Below are 18489 nucleotides of genomic sequence, written 5' to 3'. Positions count from 1 at the left end.
GCTTAACCGAAGAAGCTCTGGCCGTTCTTGGCCATTTCGCGCAGCTTCGCGGTCGGGTGGTACAGCGCGCCCAAATCAGCGTACTGGTCAGCCAGGGCAACGAACTCGGCAACACCGATCGAATCGATGTAGCGCAGCGCACCGCCACGGAATGGAGGGAAACCGATACCGTAAACCAGACCCATGTCGGCTTCGGCGGCGGTTTCAACGATGCCGTCTTCCAGGCAGCGCACGGTTTCCAGGCACAGCGGGATCATCATCCAGTTGATGATGTCTTCGTCAGTGACTTCGCGCTGCTCGTAAACGATCGGCTTGAGCACTTCGAGTACCGACGGATCGGCGACTTTCTTCTGCTTGCCTTTCTTGTCGGCCTCGTAGGCGTAGAAGCCCTTGCCGTTCTTCTGGCCCAGGCGCTTGGCTTCGTACAGCACGTCGATGGCCGAACGACGGTCATCCTTCATGCGGTCCGGGAAACCTTCAGCCATGACGTCGCGACCGTGGTGACCGGTGTCGATGCCGACCACGTCCATCAGGTAAGCCGGGCCCATTGGCCAGCCGAATTTTTCCATCACTTTGTCGATGCGAACGAAGTCGACACCGGCGCTGACCAGCTTGGCGAAACCGCCGAAGTACGGGAACAGCACGCGGTTGACCAAAAAGCCCGGGCAGTCATTGACGACAATCGGGTTCTTGCCCATTTTCTTCGCGTAGGCAACGGTGGTGGCGATCGCCAGTTCACTGGACTTCTCGCCACGGATCACTTCCACCAGCGGCATCATGTGCACCGGGTTGAAGAAGTGCATGCCGACGAAGTTTTCCGGACGCTTGAGGGCCTTGGCCAGCAGGCTGATGGAAATGGTCGAGGTGTTGGACGCGAGGATGGTGTCCTCTTTGACCTTGTCTTCGACTTCAGCCAGTACCGCTTGCTTGACCTTCGGGTTTTCGACCACAGCTTCGACGACCAGATCGACGTGACCGAAGTCGCCGTAGGACAGGGTCGGACGAATGCCGTTGAGCACTTCAGCCATCTTCGCCGCGGTCATGCGACCCTTGTCAACGCGGCCGACCAGCAGCTTGGCGGCTTCGGCCAGACCCTGCTCGATACCGTGCTCGTTGATGTCCTTCATCAGGATCGGCGTGCCTTTGGAGGCCGACTGATAAGCGATACCGCCACCCATGATGCCGGCGCCCAGTACGGCAGCCTGCTTCACGTCTTTGGCGATTTCGTCGTACGCCTTGGCCTTTTTCTTCAGCTCCTGATCGTTCAGGAACAGGCCGATCAGGCTCTGTGCGGCAGAGGTCTTGGCCAGTTTGACGAAGCCTGCAGCTTCCACTTCCAGTGCCTTGTCGCGACCGAAGTTCGCGGCTTTCTGGATGGTCTTGATCGCTTCAACCGGCGCCGGGTAGTTCGGGCCGGCCTGGCCAGCCACGAAACCTTTGGCGGTTTCGAAAGCCATCATTTGCTCAATGGCGTTCAACTTGAGTTTTTCAAGTTTCGGCTGACGCTTGGCTTTGTAATCGAACTCACCGGAGATGGCGCGCTTGATCAGTTCAAGGGCAGCTTCCTGCAGCTTCTCTGGAGCAACCACGGCGTCGACGGCGCTGACTTTCAGGGCGTCTTCAGGACGGTTTTCCTTGCCGGCGGCAATCCACTCGATGGCGTTGTCGACACCGATCAGGCGTGGCAGACGCACAGTACCGCCGAAGCCTGGGTAGATGCCCAGTTTGACTTCCGGCAGACCGATCTTTGCCTTGGTGGACATGACGCGATAGTCGGCCGCCAGGCACATTTCCAGACCGCCACCGAGGGCGATGCCGTTGATGGCCGCGACGGTCGGCACGTTGAGGTCTTCGAAATCGCTGAAGATCTTGTTGGCTTCGAGATTGCCTGCAACCAGCTCGGCATCCGGCAGCTTGAAGTTGTCGACAAATTCGGTGATGTCGGCGCCGACGATGAACACGTCCTTGCCGCTGCTGACGATCACGCCCTTGATCGAAGCATCTGCCTTGATGGTGTCTACGGCCTGACGCAGTTCGTTCAGGGTTAGACGGTTGAACTTGTTGACGGACTCACCCTTGAGGTCGAATTTCAATTCGACGATGCCACTTTCAAGAGCTTTAACCGTGATGGCTTTACCTTCGTAAATCATCAACTGATCTCCACGATATGGAAGCTGAACAGTACACGTCGGACGCAGGCTTATGGCTCAGAAGGACGCTTTGTTCGTCGATGCTGACACCTGTCCGCCTGGCACACCCGCCAACGCGATAGTCGGGATTCTGTAGGAGCAGTCTGTAAGACAAACGCTCAATTCATACGCCCGTTTGATTCGGGTACGTCACCTTCACGGAATTTCAGACAATTGTCAATCGCCCTAAATTCGGGCTGAAATGCGACTTTGCGGTCATTTCTGCACCATGATGAGCAGCAACACCCGTCTCGATGTTGAGCCATTCATAGAATCAATAGTTAGAAAAGTCGCCCTAATTTCCGCCGAGCCCTGTTCAGAAGGCTACGCTGGGTGGACTGCGAGAAAATTTGCCGAGGCGATCAAAGCGCCTGCCGCAAAAAAAGATTACCGGCCTGCCTGGCCAATCCGCCCGACGAATCATGTCGGGCTTTTTATTGCGCGTCTGCCGGACGTTTCACACCGTTGCAGTGAGAAAAGTCCGCGCATCACGCCAGTGCTTTCAGGGTCGCGTCGATATCCTGCAGAACCGTCGCCTCGCCCTTCTCGCCCCAGTACAAGGCGATCATCTGCTTGTCCGCTTCGATCTTGAAAACATTGCCCGGCAATTTTTCGAAATAATCGAGCAGGATCCGGTCATCGCAGACTTCCTGCCATTGATTGACCCAAACGCCCGGGGTTTTCTGCCAGTACGTCCAGCACGCCGGTTGATTGCCACGCCGGGGTCGGTGGTACTGGGCGCAGGGATTCGGCGGCTCCGGCAGCAGCCAGTGCGGCCACTCCTGCGGCGCCAGCTGCATGGCCAGGCCGATGCGTCGCGCCTCCATGCGCAGGGCCATGCGCCCGCTCTGCGTTCGCGATGGGCGCAACCATGCCAGCGGACTTAAAACTACCAGCAGGATTGACACCACCAGCCAGACCGTCATATCTGTACTCCCGATTTTTGATGAGCCCATTGTGTCACTTGCGAACCAATGCGCTTGAAACCAGCCATACTTACCAATATCGAACCCTCAGGAGGAGCACCTCATGCCCTACCACCACATACTGGTCGCCGTAGATTTGACCGAAGAGTGCGACCCTGTGATCCACCGCGCCCGCGAGCTGTCGGTGAGCAACGCTGCCAAGTTGTCGCTGGTGCATATCGTTGAACCGATGGCCATGGCCTTCGGTGGCGACGTGCCAATGGACCTGTCACAACTGCAACAACAGCAGTTTGATCAGGCCAAGGAGCGTCTTGAAAAACTCAAATCGAAATACCCCGAGCTCGAAGGCGCCAATTGCCATCTGACCTACGGCCAGCCACGCCAGGAAATCCATCATTTCGCCAAGGAACAAGCGTGCGATCTGATTGTGGTCGGCAGTCATGGCCGCCATGGCCTGGCACTGCTGCTCGGCTCGACCGCGAATGACGTGCTGCACGGTGCGCCATGCGATGTACTCGCGGTGCACCTGGTCAAACGCTGATCTGTCTTGCAGTTTGTGGGAGCGGGCCTGCTCGCGAATACGTCGGCACATTCAATATGAGTGCCGCCTGACACACCGCTTTCGCGAGCAGGCTCGCTCTCACAGTTGACCTGCTCCAGCCTGTAGATCGCGCTACATATGAAAAGCCCGGCGCTCATCACTGAGCGCCGGGCTTTTTCACATCAGGAGCAATCAGGCATCCAGCTCGGCCCAACGCTCCACCAACGCATCCAGCTCGGCCTGCAATTGCTCCAGCGAAGCAATCACCTTGGCCGTTTCCGCCGGCGGACGCTGATAGAAACCGGCTTCAGCCATTTCCGCTTCAACCGCGGCGATCTGCTGCTCCTTGGCGTCGATGTCGCCCGGCAAGGCTTCCAGCTCGCGCTGCAGCTTGTAGCTGAGTTTCTTCTTGGCAACCGGAGCAGCCGCCGCAGGCGCAGCCACCGGAGCCGGCTCAGCGGTAACCACCGCCGAGTTCAGGTCAGCCTTGCCCGACTTGCTTTCAGTCACGCCCAGCAAACGCGGCGAACCGCCCTGACGGATCCAGTCCTGATAGCCGCCGACGTATTCACGAACCTTGCCTTCACCTTCGAAGACCAGGGTGCTGGTCACCACGTTGTCGAGAAATGCCCGGTCGTGGCTGACCATCAGCACGGTGCCGTTGAAAGTCAGCAGCACTTCTTCGAGCAGCTCGAGAGTTTCCACATCGAGGTCGTTGGTCGGTTCGTCGAGCACCAGCAGGTTCGCCGGTTTGCTGAACAGCTTCGCCAGCAACAGACGCGCACGTTCACCACCCGACAACGCCTTGACCGGCGTGCGTGCACGCTGCGGGCTGAACAGGAAGTCGCCGAGATAGCTCAGCACGTGACGGCTCTGCCCGTCGATGTCGATGAAGTCGCGACCTTCGGCGACGTTGTCGATCACGGTTTTTTCCAGATCCAGCTGATGGCGCAACTGGTCGAAGTACGCCACGTCGATCCGCGTGCCCTCTTCCACTTTACCGCTGGTCGGTTGCAGACCGCTGAGCATCAGTTTCAACAGGGTGGTCTTGCCGGTACCGTTGGCGCCGAGCAGACCGATACGGTCGCCGCGCTGCAGGACCATGGAGAAATCCTTGATCAGGAACGGCCCGCCCGGATGCGCGAAGCTCACGTTCTCGAGGACCATCACCTGCTTGCCGGATTTGTCGGCGGTTTCCAGCTGGATGTTGGCCTTGCCGGTACGCTCGCGACGCTCACTGCGCTCAACGCGCAGGGCTTTCAGGGCGCGCACGCGACCTTCGTTACGAGTGCGGCGGGCCTTGATGCCCTGACGGATCCAGACTTCTTCCTGAGCCAGACGCTTGTCGAACAGCGCGTTGGCGGTTTCTTCAGCGGCCAGCGCAGCTTCTTTGTGCACGAGGAAACTGGCGTAGTCGCCGTTCCAGTCGATCAGCCCACCGCGATCCAGTTCGAGGATGCGCGTGGCGAGGTTTTGCAGGAAGGAACGGTCGTGCGTGATGAACAGCACGGCGCCCTGGAAATCTTTCAACGCTTCTTCGAGCCAGGCAATCGCACCGATGTCCAGGTGGTTGGTTGGTTCGTCGAGCAGCAGCAGGTCCGGTTCGGACACCAGCGCCTGCGCCAGCAGCACGCGACGACGCCAGCCGCCGGACAACTCGGCGAGGGTCTTGTCGGCCGGCAGTTGCAGACGGCTCAGGGTGCTGTCGACCAGCGTTTGAAGGCGCCAGCCATCACGGGCTTCGAGGTCGTGCTGAACGTGCATCAGCTTGTCCAGATCGGCGTCGGTGACGATGTTCTGGCTCAGGTGATGATATTCGGCGAGCAAGGCGCCAACACCATCGAGGCCTTCCGCCACCACGTCGAATACCGTCCGGTCGTCGGCCACCGGCAATTCTTGCGGCAATTCGCCGATTTTCAGACCTGGGGCACGCCACACCGAGCCGTCATCGGGCTTCTGGTCGCCCTTGACCAGTTTCATCATGCTGGACTTGCCAGTGCCATTGCGGCCGATGATGCACACCCGCTCACCACGGGCGATCTGCCAGGACACCTTGTCCAACAACGGCATAGCGCCGAACGCAAGGGACACATCGCTGAATTTGAGCAGGGTCATGAGCTTCTCCAAAAACCGGGCGCGCATTCTACCTGACTTGGGGCTTCAACAGGCCGGCAATTTGTCTGTCGAAGCACTCTGCACAACAATTGTTGCGAACTTGTGCTGAGAGGCCCGCAAAGCTTTCGCCGCTTGCTGGCAAAAGGCTAAGCTACAGACAATTCAGTGCTGATCGATGTCGGCACTTGTCATGATTTCTCTGCCCGGATGTCTCATGCGCAGTCGCCTTTTCAGTGTTTTGTCCTGCTTGTTTCTTACCGCCGCTGCCGCTCAATCCGTCCAGGCGGTGGACCTGTCCACCCAACGCCAGTATTACGATGAAGCCAAGCGCGCCTTGGCCAAGGGTGATACCGGCCCGTATTTCCGTTACAGCCAGGCGCTGGCCGATTATCCGCTGGAACCGTATCTGGCCTACGACGAACTGACCGCGCGTCTGAAGACCGCGAGCAACGCAGAAATCGAGAAATTCCTCGCCGAACACGGTGACCTGCCGCAGGCCAATTGGATGAAACTGCGCTGGTTGCGCTGGCTCGCCGACCGTGGCGACTGGGCGACCTTCGTCAAGTACTACGATCCGAAGCTGAATTTCACTGAGCTCGACTGCCTCAACGCGCAATACCAAATCAGCCACGACAAGAAGGCTGAAGGCTATGCGAACGCAGAAAAACTCTGGCTGACCGGCAAATCGCAACCCGCCGCCTGTGACGCGCTGTTCGGCATCTGGGCTGCCGACGGCCAACTGACCGAGCAGAAACGCTGGGAGCGCACCAAGCTTGCCGCGCAGGCCCGCAACTATCCGCTGGCCAACAGCCTGATCAACGGCCTGACCACCCTAGCCCCGCGCGGGCGTTTGCTGGTCGACGTGGCGCAGAAACCCGAACTGCTCAACCAGCCGTCGCGCTTCACCCCGGCCGACGAGCCGATGTCAGACGTCGTCAGCCTCGGCTTGCGCCGCCTCGCTCGGCAGGATCCGGACAAGGCCATGGCTTTGCTCGACGGTTACGCCAGCAGCATGCATTTCTCTCGCGATGAGAAGGTCGCGATTGCTCGCGAGATCGGCCTGACCCTTGCGCGCCGCTTCGACAGCCGCGCGCTGGACGTGATGACCAAGTACGATCCGGAGCTGCGCGACAACACCGTCTCGGAATGGCGCCTGCGCCTGCTGCTGCGTCTGGCACGCTGGAACGATGCCTACGAATTGACCAAGCGTCTGCCGCAAGACCTGGCCACCACCAACCGTTGGCGCTATTGGCAGGCGCGCAGTCTGGAACTGGCCGAGCCACAAAACCCGCAAGCGCTGACCCTGTACAAGAATCTGGCGCGGGAACGAGACTTCTACGGCTTCCTCGCCGCAGACCGTTCACAGTCGCCTTACTCGCTGAACAACAAGCCGCTGGTGCTCAGCCAGGCGTTGATCAACAAGGTTCGTAACACCCCCGGCGTGCGGCGCGCGCTGGAGTTTCATGCACGCGGGCAGATCGTCGACGGGCGTCGCGAGTGGTATCACGTCAGCCGTCATTTCAACCGCGATGAAATGGTCGCCCAGGCCAAACTGGCCTACGACCTGAAATGGTACTTTCCGGCGATTCGCACCATCAGTCAGGCACAGTACTGGGACGATCTGGACATCCGCTTCCCGATGGCTCACCGCGATACCCTCGTGCGTGAAGCCAAGGTTCGCGGCCTGCATTCGAGCTGGGTGTTCGCCATCACCCGGCAGGAAAGCGCCTTCATGGACGACGCGCGCTCCGGCGTCGGCGCCAGCGGTCTGATGCAACTGATGCCAGCCACCGCCAAGGAAACCGCACGCAAATTCAGCATCCCCTTGGCTTCGCCGCAGCAGGTGCTCAATCCAGACAAGAACATTCAGCTCGGCGCCGCTTACCTCAGCCAGGTTCACAGCCAGTTCAACGGCAACCGCGTGCTCGCCTCCGCCGCTTACAACGCCGGGCCAGGCCGCGTGCGTCAGTGGCTGCGCGGCGCTGATCACCTGAGTTTCGACGTCTGGGTGGAAAGCATCCCGTTCGACGAAACCCGTCAATACGTGCAGAACGTGTTGTCCTACTCGGTGATCTACGGGCAAAAGCTCAACTCGCCGCAACCGCTGGTGGATTGGCATGAGCGGTATTTTGATGATCAGTAATCACCAGGCTGACGCCGGATCATGAAAAATGCCCGTATCGTGAGATACGGGCATTTTTTTGGTCGGTTACTTGGTCGATTGCTCAGTCTGCTGTGACAGATCGACCATCATTAAACTGCAACGCCGCCAGCCGTGCGTACAGCGGATTGCTGGCGATCAACTCCTGATGTGTCCCCACCGCTACCAGCTTGCCTTGATCCATCACCGCAATCCGGTCAGCGTTCTTCACCGTGGCCAGCCTGTGAGCGATCACCAGCGTGGTGCGGTTTTCCATCAGCGTTGGCAGGGCCTGTTGGATCAGATGTTCGCTCTGTGCGTCGAGGGCGCTGGTGGCTTCGTCAAGGAGCAGGATCGGCGCGTCCACTAGCAAGGCGCGGGCAATGGCCAGACGTTGGCGCTGACCGCCGGACAACCCGAGGCCGCCATCTCCCAGATGAGTCTGATAGCCGTCCGGCATTTGTTCGATAAAGTCGTGGGCGTGGGCAATTCGCGCAGCTTCCTTGACCTGTTCAAGCGTGGCCGTCGGGCAGCCGTAGCGAATGTTGTCCTCCACGCTGCCGAAAAACAACGCGGGGGTTTGCGAGACCAGGGCGAAACAGCGGCGCAGATCCAGCGGGTCAAGGCTGGTCAGCGGCACGCCATCGAGGAAAATCTGCCCCTCGCGTGGATCGTAGAAGCGCAGCAACAAGTCGTAAACCGTGGACTTGCCGGCGCCGGACGGCCCCACCAATGCCAGGGTTTCGCCCGCCCTCACCGTCAGACTCAAGCCATCAACTGCGTAGCTTTCCGGACGCGAGGGGTAGGAAAAGCGCACGTCGCGCAGCTCAAGTTCACCTTTGACTCGCGCTGGCAAAGTGACCAGTCCGGTCAACGGTGGCTGGATGATGTTTTCCGAACGCAGCAATTCTGCGATCCGCTCCGCTGCGCCAGCAGCGCGCTGCAGCTCGCCGATCACTTCGCTCAGCGTGCCGAACGCACTGCCGACAATCAGGCTGTAGAAAACGAACGCCGCCAGTTCCCCAGCCGAAATCCGCCCCGCCATCACATCCATGCCGCCGACCCACAACATCACCGCCACCGCGCCAAGCACGAGCACGATCACTAGCGTGATCAACCACGCCCTCTGGAAGATCCTCTTACGCGCGGTTTCGAACGCCTGCTCGACGGTAGAGGCGAAACGCTGCTCGTCCTGCACTTGATGGTTGTAGGCCTGCACGGTTTTGATCTGACCAAGGGTTTCCGACACATAGCTGCCAATGTCGGCGATGCGGTCCTGGCTCTGGCGCGACAGATTGCGCACGCGGCGGCCGAAAATCAGGATCGGCGCGATTACCAGCGGCAGTGCAATCACGACAATGCTGGTCAACTTCGGATTGGTGATGAACAGCAACACCACACCACCGATCACCATCAGCAGATTGCGCAGGAACAGCGAAAGCGACGAGCCGATCACCGATTGCAGCAGCGTGGTATCAGCGGTCAGGCGCGACTGGATTTCCGAGCTGCGGTTGTCCTCATAAAAGCCCGGATGCAGATACACCAAGTGATTGAACACTTGGCGGCGAATGTCGGCGACCACGCGCTCGCCTATCCACGACACCAGATAGAAACGGGCAAAGGTGCCCAGCGCCAGTCCGAGCACCAGCAACATGAAAATCCCGATCGACTGATTCAGCAGATGCGGCGAACGGGTCATGAAACCCTGGTCTACCAACAACTTGATGCCCTGCCCCATCGACAAGGTGATGCCGGCGGTGACGATCAGCGCGAGCAGTGCGCCGAAGGCATGCCAGCGGTACGGCAGGAGAAAATGACTGGTCAGGCGCAGGGCGCGCCGATGTCGGGAAGAAAGCATGGAGATCATGGAGTTCACGTCTGCGCAGATGGATCGGGCCAGCCTACAGACTCAGATGGGGTGGAACTCTGTAAATCACAATGAGTCAGGTTAAATATGCCCGGGATGTCCGGATGCTAGAAACGATTGGTCTAAGGTTGCGGTTGAGACGAGCGGTCATTTCTGTTTGAGTAGAGATGCCGCCCGCCGACAGACCGCAGGGAGTTGTCACAGCCTGGTCACGTGGCGGTTTTAACTTAGGCACACAACCTGATGAGGAGACAGGCCATGTCCTTGCAACACAGCAGCGAAGACAAGATTGAAGTGATCCGCACCAAACCCGACCAGTCTCTGGGTTGCTCGATTATCGATGAGCAGGGCCGCGAAGTACCGATCACTGAAGACATGATCCAGGACGCGTGCCGCGAACTGGAGAAGCGATTGGTCAAACCTGCCGAACAAGAGTGATGTAGCCACCGTCTTCCTGACCCGGCCCTGATTGGCCGGGTTTTTTATATCTGCAATTCGGGATTGGTGGTGTGGCTTTCGCGAGCAAGCTCGCTCCCACCTTTAACTTTGCTGCACTGTAGATCCCCTGTGGGAGCGAGCCTGCTCGCGAAAAGGCCAGCGCTGATTCAGACAGCCACCGCCCCCAGCGCCTCAACAATCTGCCGCAACCCCGGCGCATCACCTTCAATTCGCACCTTCAGCCCTTCAATCTCGCGGCGCACCGGATACTGCTTGCGCAACACGTCAAACGCCGCTCGCTGCTCGGCGACATTCCCCACCAGACTGCGACGGAAATCCGCATCATCGCGGCGTGGGTCATATACGCCCCGGCACAACATCGCCAGCGCCCATGCCGGATCGCTGTCACCGTGCAGGGAAACTTCCGACAACCAGGTTGCTGGCAGCAGATCGCTGAGCGCGATAGCTGCAGGTTGGCCAATGAAAGCGCAGTAGGCCTGATAGATCTGCGCGGTCCCGCGTTGCTTGCCGTCGAGGCTGTAACCGGCAATATGGGGCGTGGCCAATACGCAGAGCTCGGCCAGCGCAGGGTCGACTTCCGGCTCCTTCTCCCAGACGTCGAGCACCGCTTGCAGGTCCTCGCGCTCCAGTAGCACCTCACGTAGCGCAACGTTATCCACCACAGGGCCGCGCGCCGCGTTGATCAGCCAGGCACCCTGCTTGAGTTGCTGCAAACGCTGTTGATCGAACAGGTGCCAGGTTGCAGAGTCGCCGCTGCGGGTCAAAGGCGTATGCAGACTGATCACGTCGCACTGTTCGATGATCTGCTCAAGGCTGACATAATCGCCGCCCTCGGCAGCCTGACGTGGCGGGTCGCAAACCTTCACATTCCAGCCCAGGCCCTTGAGGACCTTGATCAAGCGCCCCCCCACTTCACCGGCGCCGACGACACCGTAAGTACGCTGAGTCAGATCCGCGCCTTCGATTTCGGCCAGCGTCATCAGACTGCCCAGTACGTAATCGACCACGCCACGGGCATTGCAACCCGGCGCGCTCGACCAGCAGATCCCGGCCTCGTTGAAGTAATCGAGATCCAGATGATCGGTGCCGATGGTGCAGGTGCCGACAAAGCGCACCTTGCTGCCAGCAAGCAGCGCGCGATTGACGTTGGTCACCGAACGCACCAGCAACACATCGGCCTGCTCAACCGTCGCGCGGTCAATGGAGCGGCCCGGCACTCGGCGGATGTCGCCGAAACCGGCAAAAAAAGCATCGAGCAGCGGGATATTTTCGTCGGCAACAATCAGCATGGCGGGCTCCTTGGGCGGATCGGCAGTTTAGGTGCTGACGCGTCGATCAGCCAGCAGGGTTTGCGCTTACAAATACGCAACAGAGGATATTTCCTGACCGAGGCGTCAGCGGCGTAGAATGCGCCGCTCTGCGCATCAATACTTTCTGGACGCTTTGCCTGTGAACCCTGTAACTGACCAACCTGTCGCCGTCTCGCTGAGCCGCCCTGCGCGGATTCGCCTGGAGTTGAAAAACCTGCTCGCCCTGGCCCTGCCGATCATCATCGCGCAACTGGCGACCACGGCCATGGGCTTCGTCGATGCGGTGATGGCCGGGCGCGTCGGCCCCAAGGACCTGGCGGCAGTGGCGCTGGGCAACTCGATCTGGGTTCCGGTATTTCTGTTGATGACCGGCACCCTGCTGGCCACCACACCAAAAGTCGCCCAGCGTTTCGGCGCCGGCAAGCACAGCGAGATCGGCCCGATCGTGCGTCAGGCGTTATGGCTGGCATTGGTAGTCGGACTGATCGCCACCTCGATGCTGGTCGCCGCCGAGCCGGTGCTGCACCTGATGAAGGTCGATCCCGAGCTGATCGGCCCGTGCATGCAATATCTGCACGGCATCGCCAGCGGCTTGCCGGCGGTGGCCTTCTATCACGTGCTGCGCTGCACCAGCGATGGCATCGGCCGCACCCGCCCGGCCATGGTGCTGGGCCTCTGCGGTCTGGCGCTGAACATCCCGCTGAACTACATCTTCATCTACGGCCACTTCGGCGTGCCGGCCATGGGCGGCGTCGGCTGCGGCTGGGCCACGGCGATCGTGATGTGGGTAATGGCGCTGGGCCTGGCCGGGTACGAACGCTGGGCACCGGCCTATCGCTCAAGCGAATTGTTCAGCCGCTTCGACTGGCCGCAGTGGGCGGTGATCAAACGTCTGCTGTCGATTGGTTTGCCGATCGGCATCGCGGTGTTTGCCGAGTCGAGCATTTTTGCCGTGATCGCCCTGCTGATCGGCAGCCTCGGCGCGACGGTGGTGGCCGGGCATCAGATCGCGCTGAACGTCAGCTCGCTGGTATTCATGATTCCCTATTCGCTGGGCATGGCGGTCACCGTGCGTGTCGGTCAGGCGCTTGGGCGCGAAGAACCGCGTGAAGCGCGCTTTGCCGCCGGAGTCGGCATGGGCACGGCGCTGGCCTACGCCTGCCTGTCGGCGAGCCTGATGCTGGTGCTGCGCGAGCCGATTGCGGCGATCTATACCGCTGATCCAACGGTGATTCACATTGCGGCGATGCTGATTGTCTATTCAGCGCTGTTCCAGTTTTCCGATGCGATCCAGGTGACCGCAGCAGGCGCACTGCGTGGCTATCAGGACACCCGGGTGACGATGATCCTGACTCTCTTCGCCTACTGGGGCATCGGCCTGCCGGTCGGTTACGCGTTGGGCCTGACCGACTGGCTCGGCGAGCCACGCGGTCCGAGCGGTTTGTGGCAGGGTTTGATTGTCGGCTTGAGCTGCGCAGCGTTGATGCTGTCGATTCGTCTGACACGCAGTGCGCGCAAGCGGATTCGAATCAGTCGTTCGGCGGGTTGATCACCCATAAAAAAAGACCTGCATTTGCAGGTCTTTTTTTGCCCTGAGTCAGGACTTCTTGCGAATCCAGTACAGATAGGTGCCGGCCTCTTCGTGCTGGCTGACCAGCTCATGGTCAAGAAACACGCAGAACTTGGGGATATCGCGCTTGGTCGAGGGATCGGTGGCGATCACCTTTAGCAAGCCGCCGGGCACCAGATCGCGGATGTGCTGGTGCAGCATCATCACCGGTTCCGGGCAATTGAGGCCGGTGGCGTCGAGGGTGCCGTCGACCGGGGTATCGATCATTTCACTCATGGTTCACTCCAGAAACTGGCCGGCATTGTCGCGCATTGCTTGGGATATCGTCCAACCCATGTGGGAGCGAGCCTGCTCGCGAGGGCAATCCGTCAGTGAACACATCGCTGGCTGCCCCACCGCTTTCGCGAGCAGGCTCGCTCCCACAGGTTCAGTGTTGTGTCAGCGCGATTTGGTTTTCCTGGTGTCGTGCCGGCGCAGATGGCAAGTCACTTCCTCGCGGTCGTGATACAGCTGCTTGCAGCCGATATCAACCTTGATCCCACGAGCCTTGAAACCATCGGCAATGCGCTCGAGCAGACGTTTCACTTCGGCATAACGCTGTTTCATCGGCAGCTTCAGGTTGACCACCGCCTCGCGGCAATGCCCCTCGCCGATCCACTCTTCCAGCATCGCCGCGTTGCGCGCCGGTTTCTCGACGATGTCGCAAACCATCCAGTCCACCGGCTGCTTCGGCTTGAAGGTAAAACCGTCCGCCATCAGATGCTGGACCAATCCGGTTTCCATCAGGCTTTCAGCCATCGGGCCGTTGTCGATAGCCGTCACCAGCATGCCCCGGTTGACCAGTTGCCAGGTCCAGCCGCCCGGTGCGGCGCCGAGGTCAACGCCGGTCATGTCGCTGTGCAGGCGATCTTCCCACTGATCACGTGGAATGAAGTGGTGCCACGCCTCCTCCAGCTTCAAGGTCGAACGGCTGGGCGCCTCGCGAGGAAACTTCAGGCGTGGAATGCCCATCGGCCACATTGCCGAATTGCCGGCATCAGCCATGCCGAGGAACACTTCGCGTCCGCTTTTGAAGGTCAGCAACAATCGCGGCTTGCTGGCGTCTTCCACCAGTTTGCCAGCGGCGGTCAGCGCCTTGCGCAGCGGGCCTTCGAATTTTTTGCAGAAATTCGACAGTTCCTTGCCGTCATTGGTATCGACCACTTCCAGCCACAGACTGCCAAACACCGGGAAATCGGCCATGTGCGCGAGGATCACGCTGATGCGATCGTTTTCCGGCAGATCAATGAAAAAGCCCCGCGCCCACTGCCGAGGGAAAATCAATTCGGCGAAACGCTGACCGCGCATCAGGCGTTCGGCGCCGTCGGCTTCAGTGCAGACAAACTCGGCGCAGGCCGTGGCGGTTTTGGCTTTGGCGTAACCGGCGACATTGAGACGGGCGGCGAGATCGGAAATCTCCGAACAGACTTCGCCTTCGAAGCCGGGCCGGCAATGCATGAATAGGGTGTTCATTCTTACTCCTGGGCAACGGTCGATCATTCGACCGTTGCGCGATGCTCAAGCCTTGCGTTGCCGCAATGCCTGTCACGAAAACCGGCGCATGATAGCTGAAGTCGGAACCTTGGTTGCGCCGATAGAGTCCAGTTATTAGCCAGCTACTCAAAACAGGGCTAGGTTTAATGCTCTGCCCGTCCCCTCAGTCCGTAGCCGTGCGGACTCAAAGGAGTGATCGTAATGCCGTCCCTCGATAGTCTGAAGTCACTGAAAACCCTACAAATCGATGCCACGACCTACCATTATTTCAGCCTGCCGGAAGCCGCCAAAAGCCTGGGCGACCTCGACAAGCTGCCGATGTCGTTGAAGGTCCTGCTGGAAAATCTGCTGCGCTGGGAAGACGAAAAAACCGTCACCGGCGCTGACCTCAAAGCCATCGCCGCCTGGCTCAAGGAGCGCCGCTCCGATCGCGAAATCCAATACCGTCCCGCCCGGGTATTGATGCAGGATTTTACTGGTGTCCCCGCCGTCGTCGATCTCGCCGCAATGCGCGCGGCGATGGCCAAGGCTGGTGGCGACCCGCAACGCATAAATCCGTTGTCGCCGGTGGATCTGGTGATCGACCACTCGGTGATGGTCGACAAGTTTGGCAGCGCCAGTGCGTTTGAACAGAACGTCGACATCGAAATGCAACGCAACGGCGAGCGCTATGCCTTCCTGCGCTGGGGCCAGAGTGCGTTCGATAACTTCAGCGTGGTCCCGCCGGGTACCGGCATCTGCCACCAGGTCAACCTCGAATATCTCGGCCGCACCGTTTGGACCAAAGACGAGGATGGCCGCACCTACGCCTTCCCCGACACGCTGGTCGGCACCGACTCCCACACCACCATGATCAACGGTCTCGGCGTGCTCGGCTGGGGCGTTGGCGGGATCGAAGCGGAAGCGGCGATGCTTGGGCAACCGGTATCGATGCTGATTCCGGAAGTGATCGGCTTCAAACTCACCGGCAAACTCAAGGAAGGCATCACCGCCACCGATCTGGTGCTGACCGTAACGCAGATGCTGCGCAAGAAAGGCGTAGTCGGCAAATTCGTCGAGTTCTATGGCGATGGTCTCGCCGATCTGCCACTGGCCGACCGCGCAACCATCGCCAACATGGCCCCGGAATACGGTGCGACGTGCGGCTTCTTCCCGGTCGACGATGTCACGCTGGAATACCTGCGCCTGTCCGGCCGGCCGCCGGAAGTGGTGAAACTGGTCGAGGCCTACACCAAGGCTCAAGGCCTGTGGCGTCTGCCGGGTCAGGAGCCGGTGTTCACCGACAGCCTGGCTTTGGACATGGGCAGCGTCGAGGCCAGCCTGGCCGGACCGAAACGTCCGCAGGATCGCGTCTCGCTGCCGAACGTCGCGCAGGCCTTCAGTGATTTCATCGACCTGCAATTCAAACCCACCAGCAAGGAAGAAGGACGCCTGGAAAGCGAGGGTGGCGGCGGCGTAGCAGTGGGCAACGCCGATCTGGTGGGCGAAGCGGACTACGAATACGAGGGCAAGACCTATCGCCTGAAAAACGGTGCAGTGGTCATCGCCGCGATTACCTCCTGCACCAACACTTCCAACCCGAGCGTGATGATGGCGGCCGGGTTGCTGGCGAAGAAAGCCGTCGAGAAAGGTCTGACGCGCAAGCCCTGGGTCAAAAGCTCACTGGCCCCCGGTTCGAAAGTCGTCACCGACTATTACAAGGCTGCCGGGCTGACTCAGTACCTTGATCAGCTCGGTTTTTCGTTGGTCGGTTACGGCTGCACCACCTGCATCGGCAACTCCGGGCCACTGCCGGAGCCGATCGAGAAAGCCATTCAAAAGGCCGATCTGACCGTCGCATCAGTCCTGTCCGGCAACCGCAATTTCGAAGGCCGCGTGCACCCACTGGTGAAAACCAACTGGCTGGCCTCGCCTCCGCTGGTCGTCGCCTACGCACTGGCTGGCAGCGTGCGCACCGACATCAGCAGCGAACCGCTGGGTGAGGATCAGCAGGGCAATCCGGTATACCTGCGCGATATCTGGCCGAGCAGCCGGGAAATCGCCGAAGCGGTGAATCAGGTCAACACGGCGATGTTCCACAAGGAATACGCCGAAGTGTTTGCCGGTGATGAGCAATGGCAGGCCATCGAGGTGCCGCAAGCGGCGACTTACGTGTGGCAGGACGATTCGACCTACATTCAGCATCCACCTTTCTTCGACGACATTTCCGGCCCTCTGCCGGAAGTCAAAGACGTCAAAGGCGCGCGGGTCTTGGCCTTGCTCGGCGATTCAGTGACCACCGACCACATCTCCCCCGCCGGCAACATCAAGATCGACAGCCCGGCCGGGCGATACCTGCAGGAAAAAGGCGTGGAGCCGCGCGACTTCAACTCCTACGGTTCCCGTCGCGGCAATCATGAAGTGATGATGCGCGGTACGTTTGCCAACATCCGTATTCGCAACGAGATGCTGGGTGGCGAGGAAGGTGGCAACACACTTTACATTCCCACCGGGGAAAAAATGGCGATCTATGACGCAGCGATGAAATATCAGGCGTCGGGTACGCCGTTGGTGGTGATTGCCGGTCAGGAGTACGGCACCGGGTCGAGCCGTGACTGGGCGGCGAAAGGCACCAATCTGCTGGGCGTCAAAGCGGTGATTGCGGAGAGCTTCGAACGTATTCACCGCTCTAATCTGGTCGGCATGGGTGTGCTGCCGTTGCAGTTCAAGCTTGATCAGAATCGCAAGAGTCTCAATCTGACCGGCAAAGAGACGTTCGAGATTCTGGGATTGACCGGCGTCGAGCTGAGGCCGCGGATGAACCTGCCGCTGGTTATCACTCGGGAGGATGGGCGTCAGGAGAGAATCGAAGTCTTGTGCCGCATTGATACGCTGAATGAGGTCGAGTACTTCAAATCCGGGGGGATCCTGCATTATGTGTTGCGGCAGTTGATTGCTTCGTGACGGGATGACATTCGCGCAGGCTGTGATCTTTTTGACCTGGCTTTTAAAAGCAGGATCAAAAGATCGCAGCCTTCGGCGGCTCCTACATTCAGGCGAAAAAAAACCCGCCGAAGCGGGTTTTTCCCAAGACCATTATCGACTCCCTGTCGGCAGCGATCCTTGCGATGGTCGATCGTCCATGATCCTGAAACACTCCCTGTGTCTCAGTTGATGTGTGTAGATTACCCAGTGGATCCAATCAGCAATAGTCGTAAAAGCTACCAATGCGTGTAAGACATTCGCCATACAAACACTGCCGAAAACCCTTAGACCTGTCAGGCACCGCCGCTTTCACGAGCCCTGGCGCTTTCGGCGAGAAACTGTTCAAGCCTGCTCAACTGCTCCTCCCAGCCGCGACTGTCCATGTAATACGCCTCTTTCTGACGGATATCAGGGATGTGCGCGAAGCCGGACTCCGAGACCTTGAGTAGAGTGCCGTCCTCGAAGTCCTGCAATTCGAACTTGACCAGCGTGGTCGGCTCTTGCGAGTAGTCGATCTTCGGGTTGACCGCATACGGGTGCCAGCGGAAAGAAAACAACTGCTGCGGCTCGACCCGCTCGATCAGCACATTCCACAATACGTGTTCATAACCGGGGTACGTGACCTGGCCCTGCGTCCACTCACCGGCAATGAAGCGCCGGCCCTCAAGTGCCACGCCAAACCACTGGCCGAACGCCTCTGCATCGACCAATGCGCGCCAGACATGGGAACGCGACGCCTTGAGCGTGATCTTGCGTTCGAAACTGTTAGGTACTGGTTTCATACGTCACCTCCTGTTCTGAACACTAGGCTTGTATGACCACATGTCCAATGCGAAGTTGTATCCAGGCGCTGCAGGCATCGATTCGAGCGGACA

Annotated in this window: 13 protein-coding genes; 5 read left to right on the top strand and 8 right to left on the bottom strand. The window is 59.7% G+C overall.

Translation table 11 applies throughout. The annotated features are described in order from the left end of the window. Positions 1–2: 2 nt before the first annotated feature. Together fadB and ACV8MC_RS15600 are read right to left on the bottom strand one after the other, a co-directional pair. Positions 3–2150, bottom strand: a complete 2148-nt coding sequence (fadB, locus tag ACV8MC_RS15605) for a fatty acid oxidation complex subunit alpha FadB (protein WP_024013640.1) — start codon at positions 2148–2150, stop codon at positions 3–5. 527 nt (positions 2151–2677) lie between these two features. After that, positions 2678–3115, bottom strand: a complete 438-nt coding sequence (locus ACV8MC_RS15600; protein ID WP_457262523.1) for a hypothetical protein — start codon at positions 3113–3115, stop codon at positions 2678–2680. Between the two features lie 103 nt (positions 3116–3218). On the opposite strand from ACV8MC_RS15600, the gene ACV8MC_RS15595 reads away from it, so the two are divergent. Further along, positions 3219–3656, top strand: a complete 438-nt coding sequence (locus ACV8MC_RS15595) for a universal stress protein (RefSeq protein WP_016775498.1) — start codon at positions 3219–3221, stop codon at positions 3654–3656. Between the two features lie 192 nt (positions 3657–3848). Here the strand turns inward: ACV8MC_RS15595 and ACV8MC_RS15590 are convergent, their stop codons facing one another. Further along, positions 3849–5771: an ATP-binding cassette domain-containing protein gene (locus ACV8MC_RS15590; protein WP_039760799.1), complete on the bottom strand. Its 1923-nt coding sequence runs from the start codon at positions 5769–5771 to the stop codon at positions 3849–3851. Positions 5772–5985: 214 nt separating this feature from the next. On the opposite strand from ACV8MC_RS15590, the gene ACV8MC_RS15585 reads away from it, so the two are divergent. Continuing rightward, positions 5986–7914 (top strand): transglycosylase SLT domain-containing protein, encoded by a 1929-nt coding sequence (locus ACV8MC_RS15585; RefSeq protein ID WP_095182358.1) that lies wholly within the window; start codon positions 5986–5988, stop codon positions 7912–7914. Positions 7915–7996: 82 nt separating this feature from the next. On the opposite strand, the gene ACV8MC_RS15580 is transcribed toward ACV8MC_RS15585, so the two are convergent. Beyond that, complete coding sequence (locus ACV8MC_RS15580; protein WP_191636942.1) at positions 7997–9778, bottom strand: ABC transporter transmembrane domain-containing protein; 1782 nt, start codon at positions 9776–9778, stop codon at positions 7997–7999. A gap of 258 nt (positions 9779–10036) precedes the next feature. Between ACV8MC_RS15580 and ACV8MC_RS15575 the strand changes: the two genes are divergently transcribed. Next, positions 10037–10216 (top strand): PA1571 family protein, encoded by a 180-nt coding sequence (locus tag ACV8MC_RS15575; RefSeq protein ID WP_024013646.1) that lies wholly within the window; start codon positions 10037–10039, stop codon positions 10214–10216. Between the two features lie 167 nt (positions 10217–10383). On the opposite strand, the gene pdxB is transcribed toward ACV8MC_RS15575, so the two are convergent. Next, the gene (gene pdxB / locus ACV8MC_RS15570; RefSeq protein ID WP_423665202.1) at positions 10384–11526 is read right to left on the bottom strand and encodes a 4-phosphoerythronate dehydrogenase PdxB; all 1143 of its coding nucleotides are present in this window, start codon (positions 11524–11526) and stop codon (positions 10384–10386) included. A gap of 160 nt (positions 11527–11686) precedes the next feature. Between pdxB and ACV8MC_RS15565 the strand changes: the two genes are divergently transcribed. After that, positions 11687–13096, top strand: a complete 1410-nt coding sequence (locus ACV8MC_RS15565; RefSeq protein WP_095182443.1) for an MATE family efflux transporter — start codon at positions 11687–11689, stop codon at positions 13094–13096. 48 nt (positions 13097–13144) lie between these two features. On the opposite strand, the gene tusA is transcribed toward ACV8MC_RS15565, so the two are convergent. Together tusA and rlmM are read right to left on the bottom strand one after the other, a co-directional pair. After that, positions 13145–13393, bottom strand: coding sequence for a sulfurtransferase TusA (gene tusA / locus ACV8MC_RS15560; protein ID WP_016775503.1), 249 nt, complete (start codon positions 13391–13393; stop codon positions 13145–13147). A 162-nt stretch (positions 13394–13555) separates the two neighbouring features. Next, complete coding sequence (rlmM, locus tag ACV8MC_RS15555; protein ID WP_041477361.1) at positions 13556–14629, bottom strand: 23S rRNA (cytidine(2498)-2'-O)-methyltransferase RlmM; 1074 nt, start codon at positions 14627–14629, stop codon at positions 13556–13558. Between the two features lie 222 nt (positions 14630–14851). Here rlmM and acnA point away from each other — a divergent pair, with 222 nt between their 5' ends. Further along, positions 14852–17593 carry an aconitate hydratase AcnA gene (gene acnA / locus ACV8MC_RS15550; RefSeq protein WP_095182352.1) on the top strand — a complete coding sequence of 914 codons (2742 nt, stop codon included), beginning with the start codon at positions 14852–14854 and terminating at the stop codon, positions 17591–17593. A 314-nt stretch (positions 17594–17907) separates the two neighbouring features. Here acnA and ACV8MC_RS15545 read toward each other — a convergent pair whose 3' ends face one another. Continuing rightward, positions 17908–18396 (bottom strand): SRPBCC family protein, encoded by a 489-nt coding sequence (locus ACV8MC_RS15545; protein ID WP_016775506.1) that lies wholly within the window; start codon positions 18394–18396, stop codon positions 17908–17910. Positions 18397–18489 lie beyond the last annotated feature (93 nt).

The sequence above is a fragment of the Pseudomonas sp. PK-RTE-24 genome (assembly GCF_054052265.1).
The sequence above is the reverse complement of the archived record's forward strand: the minus strand, read 5'-3'. Positions and strand labels throughout refer to the sequence as shown.

Bases quoted from the DNA above. Each gene is read 5' to 3' on its own strand.
- fadB (WP_024013640.1), bottom strand. From the start codon at position 2,150: ATGATTTACGAAGGTAAAGCCATCACGGTTAAAGCTCTTGAAAGTGGC.
- ACV8MC_RS15600 (WP_457262523.1), bottom strand. From the start codon at position 3,115: ATGACGGTCTGGCTGGTGGTGTCAATCCTGCTGGTAGTTTTAAGTCCG.
- ACV8MC_RS15595 (WP_016775498.1), top strand. From the start codon at position 3,219: ATGCCCTACCACCACATACTGGTCGCCGTAGATTTGACCGAAGAGTGC.
- ACV8MC_RS15590 (WP_039760799.1), bottom strand. From the start codon at position 5,771: ATGACCCTGCTCAAATTCAGCGATGTGTCCCTTGCGTTCGGCGCTATG.
- ACV8MC_RS15585 (WP_095182358.1), top strand. From the start codon at position 5,986: ATGCGCAGTCGCCTTTTCAGTGTTTTGTCCTGCTTGTTTCTTACCGCC.
- ACV8MC_RS15580 (WP_191636942.1), bottom strand. From the start codon at position 9,778: ATGATCTCCATGCTTTCTTCCCGACATCGGCGCGCCCTGCGCCTGACC.
- ACV8MC_RS15575 (WP_024013646.1), top strand. From the start codon at position 10,037: ATGTCCTTGCAACACAGCAGCGAAGACAAGATTGAAGTGATCCGCACC.
- pdxB (WP_423665202.1), bottom strand. From the start codon at position 11,526: ATGCTGATTGTTGCCGACGAAAATATCCCGCTGCTCGATGCTTTTTTT.
- tusA (WP_016775503.1), bottom strand. From the start codon at position 13,393: ATGAGTGAAATGATCGATACCCCGGTCGACGGCACCCTCGACGCCACC.
- rlmM (WP_041477361.1), bottom strand. From the start codon at position 14,629: ATGAACACCCTATTCATGCATTGCCGGCCCGGCTTCGAAGGCGAAGTC.
- acnA (WP_095182352.1), top strand. From the start codon at position 14,852: ATGCCGTCCCTCGATAGTCTGAAGTCACTGAAAACCCTACAAATCGAT.
- ACV8MC_RS15545 (WP_016775506.1), bottom strand. From the start codon at position 18,396: ATGAAACCAGTACCTAACAGTTTCGAACGCAAGATCACGCTCAAGGCG.